Here is a 14,297-nt window from a genome sequence, read left to right on the forward strand (position 1 = left end):
CGAGTCGCGGGCGGCTTCGGAACCGGGCTGGAGCCCGGACCCGAACCCCTCGCCCCCTCAGGTTCAGATGCTGTTGCCGCCCGGGACACCGGTGGGTCATCCGCGGCCGCTTCGATGGGTCGGAACCCGCCGTCGCTCCGCCCGCTCGGGCGTGGGCCGGCGCGCGTTCGGCCGATTCCTCGAGAGGGAGAACATGACCAAGACAGCCAGACGACGGGGCCGCAGGGCCGCCGTCGGCGCGGCGCTCGCGGGCGTCGTCGCCGCCGGCGCGCTCGCGACGCCGCCGCCCGCGACGGCGGCGACCGAGGTTTCGAGCGCGCCGGTCGTGGACGCGTCCACGACCTGGCGCTACCTCGACGACGGCACCGACCCGGCGCGCGGCGACGCGAATGTGCGGGCCTGGACCGCGCCCGGTTACGACGACTCCGCGTGGAAGCAGGCGGCCGGCAGCTTCGGTGCGAAGCGAGGCGAGCTCGCCGCCGTCGGTCCCCGTGTGCCGAAGACCCTGCTGAACCAGTACCTCGACGGCCAGGCGGCGCCGAACGTGCCGACCTTCTTCTTCCGCACGAGCTTCGAGCTCGCGCCAGGCGTCGCCGACGAGGTCGGCGAGGTCGTGGGCGACCTCGTCTACGACGACGGCGCGGTCGTCTGGATCAACGGCGAGAAGGTCGCGGGCTTCGCCGACGACCGGGTCACCGAGGACGCGAACGTGCAGTACGCCGGCTCCGGGGCGTCCGACCCCGCCGCCGGGTCGTTCGAGGTCGACGGCGACGTGCTCGTCGACGGCCCGAACACCGTCGCCGTCGCGCTCTACCAGGACCGCGAGACCAGCAGCGACATCTACCTCGATGTGCCGTCGATCCGCCTCGTCGAGGCGACCGACCCGGGCGAGGTCGTGGCGACGCCGCCGTCGCGCGTCATCCTCACGCCGACCGAGTCGCCCGAGACGAGCCAGTCCTTCTCGTGGCTCGCCGGCGACGAGTCGCACGCCTCGGGCCAGGTGCAGATCCGCCCGGCCGCGGGCGGCGACGTCCGCACGGTGGACGCCTACGCCGCGGGCGCCGTCAACGGCAACCCGCTGCAGCACTACTCGGCGACCGTCGACGCCCTGCAGCCCGGCACGGCGTACAAGTACCGCGTGGGCCTCGAGGGCGCGTGGAGCGAATGGTTCGAGTTCACGACGGCCGACCCGGACGACACGGACTTCCAGTTCGTGTACTACGGCGACGCGCAGATCGGCCTCGACTCGACGTGGCCGAAGGTCGTCGCCCAGGCCGAGGCCTCCGCGCCCGACTCGATCGGTTCGGTGCACGCGGGCGACCTCATCAACACCGGCAGCAACGAGACCGAGTGGCGCAACTGGTTCACGGGCATGCAGACCTCGGCCGCGACGACCAACGTGATGGCCGCGCCCGGCAACCACGAGTACTCGGGTGACAAGCTGCTGACGGCGTGGAAGGCGAACTTCGAGTACCCGCACAACAACCCGACGACAGAGAGCATCGGCGACCTCGCCGACCTCGCCGTCGGCGACACCGACGTGGCGAAGCAGTACGCCGCCTACTTCGAGCACTGGACGCAGTTCGCGACCGAGACGGTGTACTTCACCGACTACCAGGGCGTTCGGTTCATCACGATCAACGCGACGCGCGACACCACGTTCCTCACGCCGGACACCCTGCCCGCCTGCGCTGCGGCCGACTGCCCGTCGACGAAGGTCGCCGCGCTGTGGACCCAGTTCCAGGCGGCGTGGCTCGACCACGTGCTCGAGCAGAGCCCGTCGAAGTGGAACGTCGTGACCTTCCACCAGCCCGTGTACTCGACGTCGGCCGGCCGCAACGAACCGACGCTGCGCCAGTACTGGGTGCCGGTCTTCCAGAAGCACGACATCGACCTCGTGATGATGGGCCACGACCACACCTACGCGCGCGGCTACAACAACGAGGACGTCACCGAGACGCCGGGCATCACCGACGGCCCGGTCTACGTCGTCTCCAACTCGGGCGCGAAGCACTACGAGCTCGAGACCGACGCGAACAACGTCTGGACCAACAACGGCGCCACCCAGGTGCTGCGCGGCGCCGGCGTGACGACATACCAGGTCATCGACGTCTCCGAGGGCAGCCTGCACTACCGGTCGTACCTCGCCGAGAAGACCGCGGACGCCACGACCGACCTGCCGGTCGGCGCGGTCTACGACGAATTCACCGTGACGAAGAACGACGAGGGCCAGAAGTGGGTCACCGAGGCCGGCGTCGAGCCGCCGGTGGAGGAGCCCGACACGACGCGTCCCGAGGTCTCCCTCGTGTCGCCGGCCGCCGCGGGCCCGTTCCGCGAGCTGTCGGTGCGGGTGGACGCCACCGACGACCGCGGCCTGCAGCGCATCGTCGCGAACGTGTACTCCGGCTCCACGCTCGTCAAGAGCACGCAGTCGACGGTGGCCGACGGCGCAGCCGCCGGTTCGCACGCGGCGACGGTGTCGCTGCCGTCGGGCGAGTACACGGTCCGGTACAACGCGCAAGACCTCGCCGGGAACATCTCCCGGACGAGCACGCTCGCGGTCACGATCGACGCGACCAGGCCCACGGCGACCGTGAAGGACGGCGCCGCGTTCACGGCGAAGGACGGCGCGACCTACAGCAGGGTCAGCTTCAAGCTGCACGACGCCGGCAAGGTCGACAAGGTCGAGATCAACGGCGTGGTGAAGGACCTCTCGAACCACGCCTGGTCCGACGTCAACTTCGTGAAGCCCGGAGTGTTCGGGGCCGTCGCGGGTGCCAACACCCTGGTCGTCCACGACGTCGCCGGGAACACGACGACGCACGAGTTCACGCTCCGCTGAGAAGCGTCACCCAGCCCGTCAGCGCGCCCCGTCGAAGCGACGACGGGGCGCGCTGACGTATGACGGCAGCTCGGTGCCGCCGTGAAGGTGACGCATCTCGGCGGTCGTCTTGCGGAACCGTCTGCGGCCATGTTCACTGTCGAACAATTCGACCGTACGGTAGCGATTCGCTGCGGGTGATCCTGGCCGCCCGGTCGTGCACCATCGACAAAGGAGTCCGATGTCCGCACAGATCAGTCGTCGCACAGTTCTCGCCGCCGGAGGGGCAGTAGCCGCCGGGGTAGTTCTTCCTGCAGGGACCGCGGCCGCCGGAGGCCGTCCGCCTACGACGGTACCGTTCCGCCTCGGCGCCCGGACCCTCGACGGCGGCGAGCAGGTCACCTCGCTCACCCTCGACACCTCGCGTCTCGGTCCGATCGACCCGGCCAGTCTGACGACGGGCACGTTCGTCGTCCACGCCAGGGCGACGAGCCCGATACCTCTCGAGGAGGGCGAGGTCGACCTCAGCACGTACGACGTCGACCGTTCGGTCACGGCGGCCCGGCTCGACCGGCGCGGGAACGTGGTGCTCGACCTCGAGTCCGTCGAGGGCCAGGTGGGTGGCGGAACCCTCGGCTACATCCTGAGCAGAGGACGGAACGTCCGCCTCGACCTCGCCTACACAGTGACCCAGCAACGGCCGGTCATGCGGCGCGACCGCCGCCCGGTCTCGATCGGCGAGCTCGTCCAGGGCGAGCTGACCAACCCGGAGGTTGACGCGTTCACTCATGGCGTCTCGAGCTCGGGGATGAAGTATCGGCTCTACTCGCCGCCGCGCCGTGGACGCGGGGGAGGCCGGGGCAAGCGGCCCTTGGTCGTGTGGCTGCACGGGGGCGGCGAGGGTGCCTCGCTGGCGGACGGGTACTACGACAACGAGACGACGCTGCGTGCCAACCGTGGCGCCCTCGGCTTCGCCACCGAGGAGGCGCAGCGGATCTTCGGCGGTGCCCACGTGGTGGCGCCGCAGAGCACGTCGTTCTGGATGGAGGACGGCGACCGGTTCGCCCCGATGATCCGGGAGATCGTCGAGGACGTCGTGCGGGAGCACGACGTCGACCGCGACCGGGTCTATCTCGTCGGCTGCAGCAACGGCGGCTACATGACGATGAAGATGACGGCCGAGTACCCCGAGCTCTTCGCGGCGGCGGTGCCGATCTGCGGCGTCGTCCAGCCGTTCGGGGAGGCCACCACGCCGCTGATCCCGGACGACCGGCTGGCGGCGATCACGACCCCGACCTGGTTGGTCGCCTCCAGGGACGACGGGACGGTGCCGCCGCTGGCCAACACGGCGCACGCGCACGAGCTGATCCGCGACTCCCTCATGACGCTCTACGACACCGTGACCTGGGACGGCCATCGGTTCGACGGGCACTGGTCGTGGATCTACGTCGCGCGAAACGACCCGCAGCATCGCGGGACGCCCATCTGGCAGTGGATGGCCTCGCAGCGCCGCTGAGGATCGGGATCAGGCCGAGACTCTCCGCTACGCCGACGGCGGCCGACCCGCACGCTGCAGGTCAGCCGCCGTCCAGGCGACATCAGAGGCCCTCGACGGGCCGCCTGTCAGATGTCGTAGGACTGCTCGAGAATCAGGCGCTGATCTGCGACGACACTTCTGATGGGGCCAGGGTTCCCACAGATTTCCCACGGAACACCGCGTCGATGGCGCGACGGGTGCGTTCGTCGCTGCTCGGCATGAGGTGCGTGTAGACGCGCAGCGTGAAGCCGGCGTCGGAGTGGCCGAGGTACTCGCTGAGCGCCTTGATCGACTCGCCGGCGTCGAGGAGCACGCTTGCGTAGTGGTGTCGTAGCGCGTGCATCCCGTTCTCCCGCACGGGCTGGATGGGCACGGAGTCCGGGATCGTCTCGTCGGGATGGGTCGCCGAGAACCGTGCGACGACGGTTCCGCTGGCGGCGGCCAGCGCCCGCTTCCAGACATGGCTGTTGAAGTAGTTGCGGTTGAGCGCCTTGCGTTCGCGGCTTGTGACGATGAGCCGTGCCGACGCGGGTTCGCCGGACACGACCTTCCAGGGGAGCGTCACCTTCGCCGCGGGATACCGGGCGAGGTGCGCGGCGAGATCGTCGCGGATCGACTCGGGGAGCGGGACCTCGCGGATCTTCTCGTTCTTGGGCAGCGCGAACACCCGACGGTTGCCGTGGAAGAGCTTCACCTGGCGACGCACGGTGACGCGGCCGGCTAGGAAGTCGACGTCGTCGACGGCGAGCCCGAAGATCTCGCCCTGGCGTATGCCCAGGCCGGCGCCGAGGCTCACCACGATGCGGTAGCGCTCGGGCAGCGCGTCGCGCACGGCGAACACGCGCTCGGCGGTCCAGGGCACGACCTTGCGTCGGCGGCCCTTCGGGCGGCTCACGGAGGGGGCCTTGCACGGGTTCTTGCGGATCAGCTCGTCGTCGACGGCAGCCGAGAAGACGGCCGACACGTTCGCGAAGATGACCTGCCGGGTCGTGACGGCCAGGTGTCCGAGGTGCCGGAGCCATGCCTGGACCGTCGAGGGCTTGATCGCGGCGAGGGTGTGGTCGCCGAGGGTGGGGAAGGCGTGGACCCGGAGCCGCAGCTCGACGGCGTCGTGCGTCGACGCGTCGAAGGTCTGGGCGGCGAGCCACGTGCTGGCGTAGGCCCGGAAGGTCACCTGGCCGGCCGTGGGGTCGACGTACTCCCCGCGAAGCAGTTCCGCGTCGACCTCGCGCCGCTTGCGTTCGGCATCGGTCTTCCGGGCGAACGAGCGCATTCGTTGGCGCCCGTCCGGGTCGCGCCAGCGGGTCACCCAGGTGACGACCGCCTTGCCGTCGCGGCCAAGCCTGGTGCGCTTCTCGACGCTGGCCATGACCGGTCCGTCCGGCCGGGTCCTCGGTCAGGCGCGGCCGCGCCGGCTCGGGATCGTGCCCTCGGGTGGGTCGAGGGAGCGGAGCCACTTCTGGACGTCCTCCATGCGGTAGCGGATGTACCGCCCGACGCGCACGCCTCTTGGGCCCTTGCCCTGCTCGCAGCGCCACCGGTACAGCGTGGTCACCGGGACCTGGAGGTAGTCGGCGACCTCGTTGATCGTGAGCATCCGGTTGGTGTCCATGACGGCGTCCCCTTCGACTCGTGCGTGACGGTCCAACCCCGTTGCTAACACCGTACGCCGGTAGCACCTGATTGCGCAAGACCTACGCATCACCACCGTCGCCGATTGCATCTTGCGCGATCCCGGTGCGATGTCGCTACCCTGACGGCATGTCGAACGACTGGTCCGACGGGTGGACGGCCCGGATCGGCCTGCGGATCCGCGAGGAACGACTCAATCAGGGGCTGTCGACCCAGGATCTGGCCGATCGCACGGCCGAGCTCGGGTATCCGATGGCACGCGCTTCCGTCGGCAACTTCGAGACGCGGCCGCGTAGCAAGATCTACCTGCAGGACGTTGTGATCCTCGCCGCGGCGCTCGGGGTTCCGCCCGTCGAGCTGCTCTACCCGCTCGAGCCGCTGGTCATCTGGACGGCCGGTCCCGGCCTCGACGACGCGGGTGCGTACGCCACCCTGCGGAACGTCAGCGTGCCGATGCTGCCCGGTGAGGTGGAGCCCGCCCACCGCGCGGCAGGATGGTTCACCGGCGGTTTCGGCAGAAGCATCGAGGCGCGGGTCGCGGCGATGGGTGCCGTCGCGAGATTCGTCGAGCGGCAGAGGCTGCTGGCAATGCTCGAGGGTGAGGACGAGGCCGGCGAGCTGCGTGAGCGCGCGGAAGCCGCCGGCGCACCGCCGCCCGAGGAATTCCTCCCGGTGCTTCGCATGGAGGTCTACGACCTGGCGGTGGCGGCCGACGCCGCATGTCGGACCCACGACGCGGTCGCCGAACGGGCGCGCGACCGGCGGGCAGCCGTTCCGGCCGAGGACCGGCGGTCGGTCGAGGAGTACGCGGCGCAACAGCCCGATCCGTTCATCGCGGAGCCCGCGCGACGTCCCGACGTGCACTACGTCTTCGGTATAGGACCCCAACCCGCGCTCCGCTCCGTCGGGCAAGACCAGCGCCCGCACGTGCGTCTCGACCGCGAACGGATGCGGCCGTCGTCGTACTACGAGACCGATCTTTCGGGCCGCGGCACCGGGTTCGCGTAGTGACTGCCGCCGGCTCGATGCAGAATGCTTGAGGTATATACCTTTGGAGGTCTACGATGCCCCAAGGGGCGCAGCATCAAGGTGGCTGGCACGTCGACGTCACGCTCGTCGAGGAATGGCTCACTGGCCTCGACGAGGCGACCTACGTGCAGGCCATCGCGGCCGCCACGCTCCTGAGCGAACGTGGTCCTTCACTGGGTCGCCCGCTCGTGGACACCGTCACGGCGTCACGGCACAAGAACATGAAGGAGCTGCGGCCAGGATCCGCGGGGCGAAGCGAGATCCGCATCCTGTTCGCGTTCGATCCCGAACGGCGGGCCATCCTGCTGCTCGGCGGCGACAAGCAGGGGAGGTGGCAGAAGTGGTACCGCGTCAACATCCCGATCGCGGACAATCTGTTCGACCAACACCTGGCGCAGCTCCGAGAGCGCGGGAAGGAGAAGGGGAGATGACCAGCCTCGAGGAGATGCTCGCCAAGCGCCCCGTCGACCCGGAGCAGCTCGAGGAGCACCGCCGCCGGATGCTCGCCGAGGTGCGGGCGTACCGGCTGCGCGAGATCCGCGAGCAGTACCAGCTGACCCAGGTCCAGGTCGCCGAGCAGCTCGCCGTCAGCCAGAAACGCGTCTCGCGGATCGAGAGCGGTGACGTCGAGCGGACCCAGGTCGACACGCTGCGTCGGTACGTTGAGGCCATCGGCGGCAAGCTGACGGTCGAAGTTGAGGTCGGCGACCAGACGTTCAAGATCGCGTGATCGCCGCCGGCCGTGGTCCTCGCTCGCCTGCTTCCCGTGATCAGTCGCTGCCATCCCGCTCCGCCTGGCAGTCTTAGCCCGTGGATCTGAACGCACGGATTACGGCGAAGCTTGACGCGGGCATTGACGCCCACGTGTTCGAGCGGTGTGCCGTGGCATTGATGGCAAACCACTATGAAACCGTGGTTCCTATCGAGGGCGGGAGCGACGGGGGCCGCGACGGCGACATCATCGCGCCCATCGCTGATACCCCTGACTCTCGTGGGCGGATCCTCGTGACCACCGGAGACGCCCTCGATAACCTCAAGAGCAGCCACAGGACATGGAAGAAGTTCTGGGCTGCAGGCGAGACGTTCCGGATTGACCAGCTCGTCATGGTAACTTCCAAGAGTCTCTCCGACGCCAAGCGCCGCAATATCGAAACCTACTGCAGAACTCACGATCTCCCCGTGCCGCACATCTACTCAAGGCAGTGGCTGGTCGACTCTCTTCGGCGCCACTCCGATCTTCGCGTTGAGTTGACCGGAGTCGAGGGGCGACTCGAAGCGCTGACGACGAAACCGCCCGAGTTAGTGCCGTCCACTGGTCTGTTTGGCAGAGACGAGGACGTCGAGCGCTTGCGGGGCGCGGTTGCCTCAGCGACCGACGTCTCGTTGTCGGGTGTGCCTGGCGTCGGCAAGAGCCGTTTGCTCATGGAGCTCGAAGGCAGCGTGCACTTCGTCGACCGCCTTGGCCGCGACCACCTCGCCGACGATCTCATCACAATGGATCCATCGATCGTTGTACTGGACGATGCCCATATTCATCTTGAACTTCTAGAGCAAGTGGTCAGTATTCGCAGCAAGGAAAGGCTCAGTTTCACAATTGTCGCCGCTACGTGGCCCGGCAGCGAGGCGCAGGTCGAGGAACTGTTGAACGATCCGGTGCGGGTCGTGGTCGACCGACTTGCTCGAGCGGCTCTTGATGAAATCATTCAGGCGCTCGGAGTTTATGGTTTCCGAGTGCGTGTGACGGTGCTTGAACAGTCCGACGGACGACCGGGCTGGGCGGTGGCGCTCTCGCGTCTCGTCGTTGACGGTGCGGGCGAGGAGTTTGCGGCGGGCCAGTCACTCCTTGACCAAGTCGCCGTCCTCACCAGAGCCATCGCTGGTAACGCTGTCCTCAACGAAGCGCTGGCGTGGATCGCCGCGCTCGGTGCAGCGAACCTCGAGGACATTGAAGTAGTCGCGAGCCACGCTGGGGTGCCATACGCCGATTTGATCGCCTGGCTAGAAGCCACTGCCCAGGGAGGTCTTGTCGAGCGGACAGGCGACGCGTGGTCTGTGCTCGCTCCACTTCGCCCGCTGATTGTCGCAGCGACGTTCTTCGGCGCGCGGAAGACGAGGACTTGGGCGTCCATTGCCGCGAAGTTCCCTGGTGATGCGCGCATGGACCGTGCAGTCCTTGATGTGGCGAGTCGCGTACCGGACGCCACGGTGCAGGCGCTGGCAAATGCTTGGTTCGCCAGGATCTCGACGATGGAAGTCGACGAGCTTCCACTTGACTTGGCTGAGGTCTACAGCGGTATCAACGAGGCCTCGGCTGACCGAGCCGCCGTGCTAGCCCGTGCTGTGCTGGGCGCCCCTCGTGAGACTCAGCTCCTGTTCGGCAACGTGACATACGATCCTGTCGGCAATGCTGCACAGGGGATCCTTCGCATGGCCTTCCGGCGTAGTTGCTGCCGTGAGGCAGCCCGCGGATTGTTTGACCTAGCTTTGGAGGACCATCGGCCCCGACACCAGCACCCCGAGCATCCGATGCGGGTCATTCAGGACATGGCGCATTACCTCGATCCTGACCATGGGCCCCTGGACGATCTGCGTGAGCGCATTCTGGAGTACGCGCTGGAGTGGTTCGAGGAGCGCCCGGACGAGGCCCGGTGGGAGGTGTTCTCGGAGGTCGCGCGTTACGTTTTCGACCCGAGCGTTGAGGGCAACTGGAGCGATCCAGGCAGCCACCTGACCTTAACTATGTCGCGTGGAGTTATGGCGCCGGAGTCAATGTCCTCTCTGATCGCGCTCTGGAGCAAGGTCGATTCAAGAGTGCGGGGGCATCTGGCCGTCCGTATCACCCATCGCGCCGCGGCGCAACTTTGTGAAGTCTTCGACGCATGGTCCCGGCTTGCGGCGGGAGTCTCCAATGCCGGGTCCACGACCGCCGAGCATGGGGTAGTCGCCCTAGAGGGAGCCGCGCTTGTGCTCGACACGCTTAGGGTGCTAGCGGAACGCTTCCGAGCGCTACCCATCCGGGTTAACAGGCAACTCGCACTTGCATCGATGCGGAACGGAGGGTCTATATCGCTAGAGGTGCTGCCGATCGATGACGATCGTCTTGCACGCTTTGCAGGTGTGCGAGAACCCGAAGACGACATCGACGCCTGGATGGCCGAGCGGCGCGATCAGCACACGTCGCTGGCCCGTGAGTTCAACGAGTTGACCGCGGTTGAAGGCGTCGCCGAGTTTCGGAGGCTGGTGTCTGAGTGCTCTATGCTCGAGGGCAACCACGAGGGGGACCAGTTCGCGGGCCTACTTTCTGTCAACCTGAGCGACCCGTACTCATGGTTGGAAGCGGCCATCGAGGCACACGTCCCCGCGCTCGTGGGTCCCTTCATCGCGAGGGCGCGCGCGGACGGTACGGAGGTCGATGATCTAGTCAGGTTAGCTCTTGAGATCCCGGAACTGCGGCCCATTGTCGTCCGCGCAGTAATCCAGGAGGACGGAGAGCTGGATGACTTGGCGCACTCCGTCATCGAAAGCCTGACCGACGATGACGTGCCGATGATCGCCGACCTGTGGATCCGCGAGTCGGTGACGCCGACGCTGCGTAAACTGCTCGTGCATCCGCGCGCAGCTGTGCGGGCCGTTGCTGCCGTCTCCTTCGGATTCGGTGCCCGAGGTCACGGACCGGCATTGCCCGACGAGCTCAGGCCCGCCTGGCGTGCCGCGCTCGTCGAGGCCGTTCCCGGTCAGTTGCCACAGCACTCCCAGTGGCGCTTAGGCCAGATGCTGAAACTTGCTATCGCTACCGACCCTCAACTGTGCGCCGACTGGTTCATCATGAGTTCCCGAACGACTGGACTCTCATTGGGCAGTACTCGCCCAGTGGAGTCGCTCGCTGAAGTGCTACGAGCTCTCCCGCAGGATCAGAAGAGGCGGATAGTTGCGACCCTTGGGACTGAGGCACTGGTCTCGAGCGGCTTCGCCTCTGAAGTGCTCGGAAGCGATGCGGAACTCGCCAAGGACCTCCTTGCCGAGGGACACGTTGACGGACCGACTCTACTGAGATCGATGTCGGGAGAGCGCGACCACACCGTCGACGTACTCGGTCCAGCGCTCGTGGCCGCACAGGTGCCCGCACGCCAGATCGTTGCCGCTGCGCTGAGCAGCCGCAGTTGGAGCGGCACCGAATCGGCCGCGATCCTGAAGGACCTCGACTTCTTCGGGACGTTGAGTGGACGACGGCCCGAACTTGCCGAGGTGTGTGCTCTAGCAGCCGAATTGCTGAGTAGAGAACTTGAAGTGGCTAGGTCGCGTGAGGAACAGGACAGGCGGCGCGGCTGGTAGGGGCGTCACCGGTCAACCCGTTGGGAATGGTGTAGCGCGTCGTGATCAGTCGTTGGTCCGGCTCACAGTCAGATGCCAATACCGGGACCGGCCTCGGGGCAGGAGAGGGAAGGGCTCTCCGGCTCCGGCTTCGGACGGCGTGGTGGCGTCGGTCGTGGCAGGCCGTGGCGATGTCCGGCGAGTAGCCGCGCCCGTGAGGCCAGGGTCTCGCGAGTCGCGGGCGTGGCCGCCGGATCGTTGGTGCCGCGCCGCGTCGGCTGCCGCAGGCCGAGCGCTGCCAGTTCGCGGACCGTCTTGAAGGCCTCGATCGTGATGCCGTCGTCGGCGTCGTCGGCCAGGACTTCGGCCCAGACTTGACGTGCCTCGGCCGCGTCGCTCGCGGTGAGGTATATGAAATTCGCCTCACGTCCACGGGTCGCGCCGACGTAGGCAACGGCGCCCGAGGCGTCATCGGCTAGGACTCGCGCGACCTCGACGGTGAGCCCCTGGGCGCCGTACCCCGTGACGGCGTACGCGAGGTGGGTGCTGCGGTGCACGTAGGTCGCGGGGAGGGAGCGCCGTTGGCCGTCCTTTCCGCGCACGCGGAGCGCACCATCGGGGCCGTGCCCGGTGACCGTCCAGGTCTGCCGGTTCAGCACCTCGATGTCGCCGTCGTTCGCCCGCGTGGTGATGCGGTCACCGATTCCGGCGGTGAGTCCGTCCCGGCCGGGTATCGCCCGATGCGCATCGGGGCGAACGCGCCCGGCAGCGACAAGCGCGGCCTGGACGCGGGTGTTCGTCACGGCGGCCTGCTCATTCGTCGCCACGATTCCGAGTGCGTCGCTGCCGCCCAGCAGGTCGGTCACGAGGTCGTGCGCGAACCGGGTAGCGGTCACCTCCTGGTCCCGGCCGGCGACGAAAGCTCCCGCGCGGAGCAGGTGGTCGAACGAGCGTGGGTCGCGGTCGCGGATTAGCAGCGTGAGGGCGTTCCACCACGGTTGGCGGAAGCGATGCACGTCCTTCAGGTCGGTGACAGGCACGACGTCGGCCGCCATCGCCAGCACCCCGCCCTTGCCGACCGGGCGCAGCTGTGCCCTGTCGCCGACGAGCCGGATCCGGACCGCAGGCGTTTCGTCGGCAATGGTCAGGACCGCGCGCATCGTGTCCTGGTCGGCCATCCCCGCCTCGTCGACGATGACGACGTCCCCGGGCCGGAGCCAGAGTGGGGAGTCCGGCGCCGGAATGGGTCGCTGCTCCGGTGGCAGGCGGCGCAACGGTTCGGTCTCCGACCACACGTACCCATGCGCCCGCAGGAACCTGTGCAGCGTCGACGCGGTCGTGCGGGTCTCCTCACCTGCGACCTTCGCAGCGGTGGCCGACGGCGCGAGCACGAGCGCGCGGGATCCGGTCGCATGGATCGTGCGGACGGCGGTGTCGAGCATCGTCGTTTTGCCCGTACCGGCAGCGCCCTCGACGACGACGAGGCTCTCAGCGCCGGCAATGCGCGCTGCCGCGACCAGCTGGCCTATGCCGAGTCTGGCCCGTGAGCATGCCGCTACGGCCTCGATCCACGGCAGTTCGATGGCGGCGTCCGCGTGGGCACGCGAGGCGAGCCGTGCGCGGAGTTCCTGCTCCTGCCGGACGACCTCGGTGGAGGTCCAGGCGCGCACCCGTGCTCGGCGTGCCTGATCCATGTGTGCTGGGTCGTGCAGGATCGGCAGGCAGTACTCCGCGATGACGAGATCGGTGATTCTCATGCCGAGCTTCCGCAGGTCTGCCGGGTCCCGGACGACGAGGTCCGCACGCGAGAGCTCGTCGAAGACCTTCGCCTGGATATCGCCCTCGTGCCAGCGCGACCGTTCGGCGCCGAGGCGGTCGATGGCGCGGTGCGCGATTTCGTGCAGGTCGATCTGGAACCCGAGGCGAAACGGCGTGTAGCCGTTTGCTCCTGCGCCCGTCCATCCGAGGCGATGAGCGCGAGCGCGCCACTCGGCCCGCAGTGTCGCGAGCGTCCTGGTGTCGTCCTTCGCGGCGCGGGTCTGCTTCTGTGCGCGCTCGCGCCAGGCGGCGACGACGGCGGCCGCCGGAGTCTGGCCGGGGTGCGACGCCCGCCAGTCGGCCGCGAGGTCGGACACCGCGGCGTCGATCTGTGCGTGCCTTCGGGAGAACTCGGCGACCACCCGCTCGTCCACGCCGACGACCTTGCCAGCCTGGATGCTCGCCCGGCGTTCCAGCAGCGCGCGGCGAAGCCGCGGGTTGCTCGTCAAGGCGGCGTCGAAGATCCGGTTCAGCCGCCGCTGGTCTCGGAACAGGGGAGTGGTCCACAGTCCCGCCCACCGCTCCTCGCCGTCGACCTTCACGAGCACACGGGTTGGGATCACCGTGTGCGCGTGCCAGTGCGGGTCACCCGCACGGGACGTGCGGTGCATCGCGATTGCGGCCTCCAGCCATGTCACCGGGACGAGTTCTTGTTCGCCAGCGGGCCCCACGCGAGACACGGACTCGGCGGCCAGCGCCTCCACGGTGACGCTGACGGCCTCGTGCATCGCGTCCTCGAGAACATCGGCGAACGTCTCGTCCAGACCGGCGAGGATCGACAGTTCCTTGGTCACGTTGAACGTCTTGTCCAGTGCCAGGACCGAGTTCGACCGCGGGACGCCATGCTCGCCGGTGCCGTCGACTCCCTGCCACGACAGCATGGCCTCGAGTTGGCCGGGCGTGATCTGTCGGCGCATGGTCGCGCTGCCCAGCGCGACGGCGAGGTGCCGGACGGTCGCGGCACCCTCAGCCGCGTATCCCGCGTACGCACCCGCAGTTCCCTGGGCGTCGGCCGCACCGTTCACGGATTCGATCCTGATGCTCTCGCAGTCCGTGGTGAGATAGCGAGCGAAATCGCGGGCGGCGGAATGCATTCCGCCATTCCCGTGGCCGATCTTCTCGATGCCGCCGTGGCTCACGATCGCCACG

General features: G+C 68.1%; 9 protein-coding genes. 6 read left to right on the forward strand and 3 right to left on the reverse strand.

What is annotated here, in order from left to right:
• Positions 1 to 193 precede the first annotated feature (193 nt).
• Both ABD254_RS19270 and ABD254_RS19275 read left to right on the forward strand, forming a co-directional pair.
• Positions 194 to 2,842, forward strand: coding sequence for a fibronectin type III domain-containing protein (locus tag ABD254_RS19270; protein ID WP_344250419.1), 2,649 nt, complete (start codon positions 194 to 196; stop codon positions 2,840 to 2,842).
• Positions 2,843 to 3,062: 220 nt separating this feature from the next.
• On the forward strand, positions 3,063 to 4,337 hold the full coding sequence (locus ABD254_RS19275; protein WP_344250420.1) for a prolyl oligopeptidase family serine peptidase: 1,275 nt from the start codon (positions 3,063 to 3,065) through the stop codon (positions 4,335 to 4,337).
• 133 nt (positions 4,338 to 4,470) lie between these two features.
• On the opposite strand, the gene ABD254_RS19280 is transcribed toward ABD254_RS19275, so the two are convergent.
• Together ABD254_RS19280 and ABD254_RS19285 are read right to left on the reverse strand one after the other, a co-directional pair.
• Positions 4,471 to 5,727, reverse strand: coding sequence for a tyrosine-type recombinase/integrase (locus ABD254_RS19280; RefSeq protein ID WP_344250421.1), 1,257 nt, complete (start codon positions 5,725 to 5,727; stop codon positions 4,471 to 4,473).
• Positions 5,728 to 5,754: 27 nt separating this feature from the next.
• On the reverse strand, positions 5,755 to 5,970 hold the full coding sequence (locus tag ABD254_RS19285; RefSeq protein ID WP_344250422.1) for a helix-turn-helix domain-containing protein: 216 nt from the start codon (positions 5,968 to 5,970) through the stop codon (positions 5,755 to 5,757).
• 71 nt (positions 5,971 to 6,041) lie between these two features.
• Between ABD254_RS19285 and ABD254_RS19290 the strand changes: the two genes are divergently transcribed.
• The 4 genes from ABD254_RS19290 (at position 6,042) to ABD254_RS19305 (ending at position 11,351) form a co-directional block, all read left to right on the forward strand.
• Positions 6,042 to 6,998, forward strand: coding sequence for a helix-turn-helix domain-containing protein (locus tag ABD254_RS19290; protein ID WP_344250423.1), 957 nt, complete (start codon positions 6,042 to 6,044; stop codon positions 6,996 to 6,998).
• Between the two features lie 56 nt (positions 6,999 to 7,054).
• On the forward strand, positions 7,055 to 7,450 hold the full coding sequence (locus tag ABD254_RS19295) for a type II toxin-antitoxin system RelE/ParE family toxin (protein WP_344250425.1): 396 nt from the start codon (positions 7,055 to 7,057) through the stop codon (positions 7,448 to 7,450).
• Positions 7,447 to 7,749 carry an XRE family transcriptional regulator gene (locus ABD254_RS19300; protein ID WP_344250426.1) on the forward strand — a complete coding sequence of 101 codons (303 nt, stop codon included), beginning with the start codon at positions 7,447 to 7,449 and terminating at the stop codon, positions 7,747 to 7,749. The genes ABD254_RS19295 and ABD254_RS19300 overlap by 4 nt, the downstream gene beginning before the upstream one ends.
• Before the next feature lie 80 nt (positions 7,750 to 7,829).
• Complete coding sequence (locus tag ABD254_RS19305) at positions 7,830 to 11,351, forward strand: ATP-binding protein (RefSeq protein ID WP_344250427.1); 3,522 nt, start codon at positions 7,830 to 7,832, stop codon at positions 11,349 to 11,351.
• Positions 11,352 to 11,419: 68 nt separating this feature from the next.
• Here ABD254_RS19305 and mobF read toward each other — a convergent pair whose 3' ends face one another.
• Positions 11,420 to 14,287 (reverse strand): MobF family relaxase, encoded by a 2,868-nt coding sequence (gene mobF / locus ABD254_RS19310; RefSeq protein ID WP_344250428.1) that lies wholly within the window; start codon positions 14,285 to 14,287, stop codon positions 11,420 to 11,422.
• Positions 14,288 to 14,297 lie beyond the last annotated feature (10 nt).

It is taken from the genome of Isoptericola hypogeus, from assembly GCF_039531145.1.
Lineage (GTDB): Bacteria > Actinomycetota > Actinomycetes > Actinomycetales > Cellulomonadaceae > Isoptericola > Isoptericola hypogeus.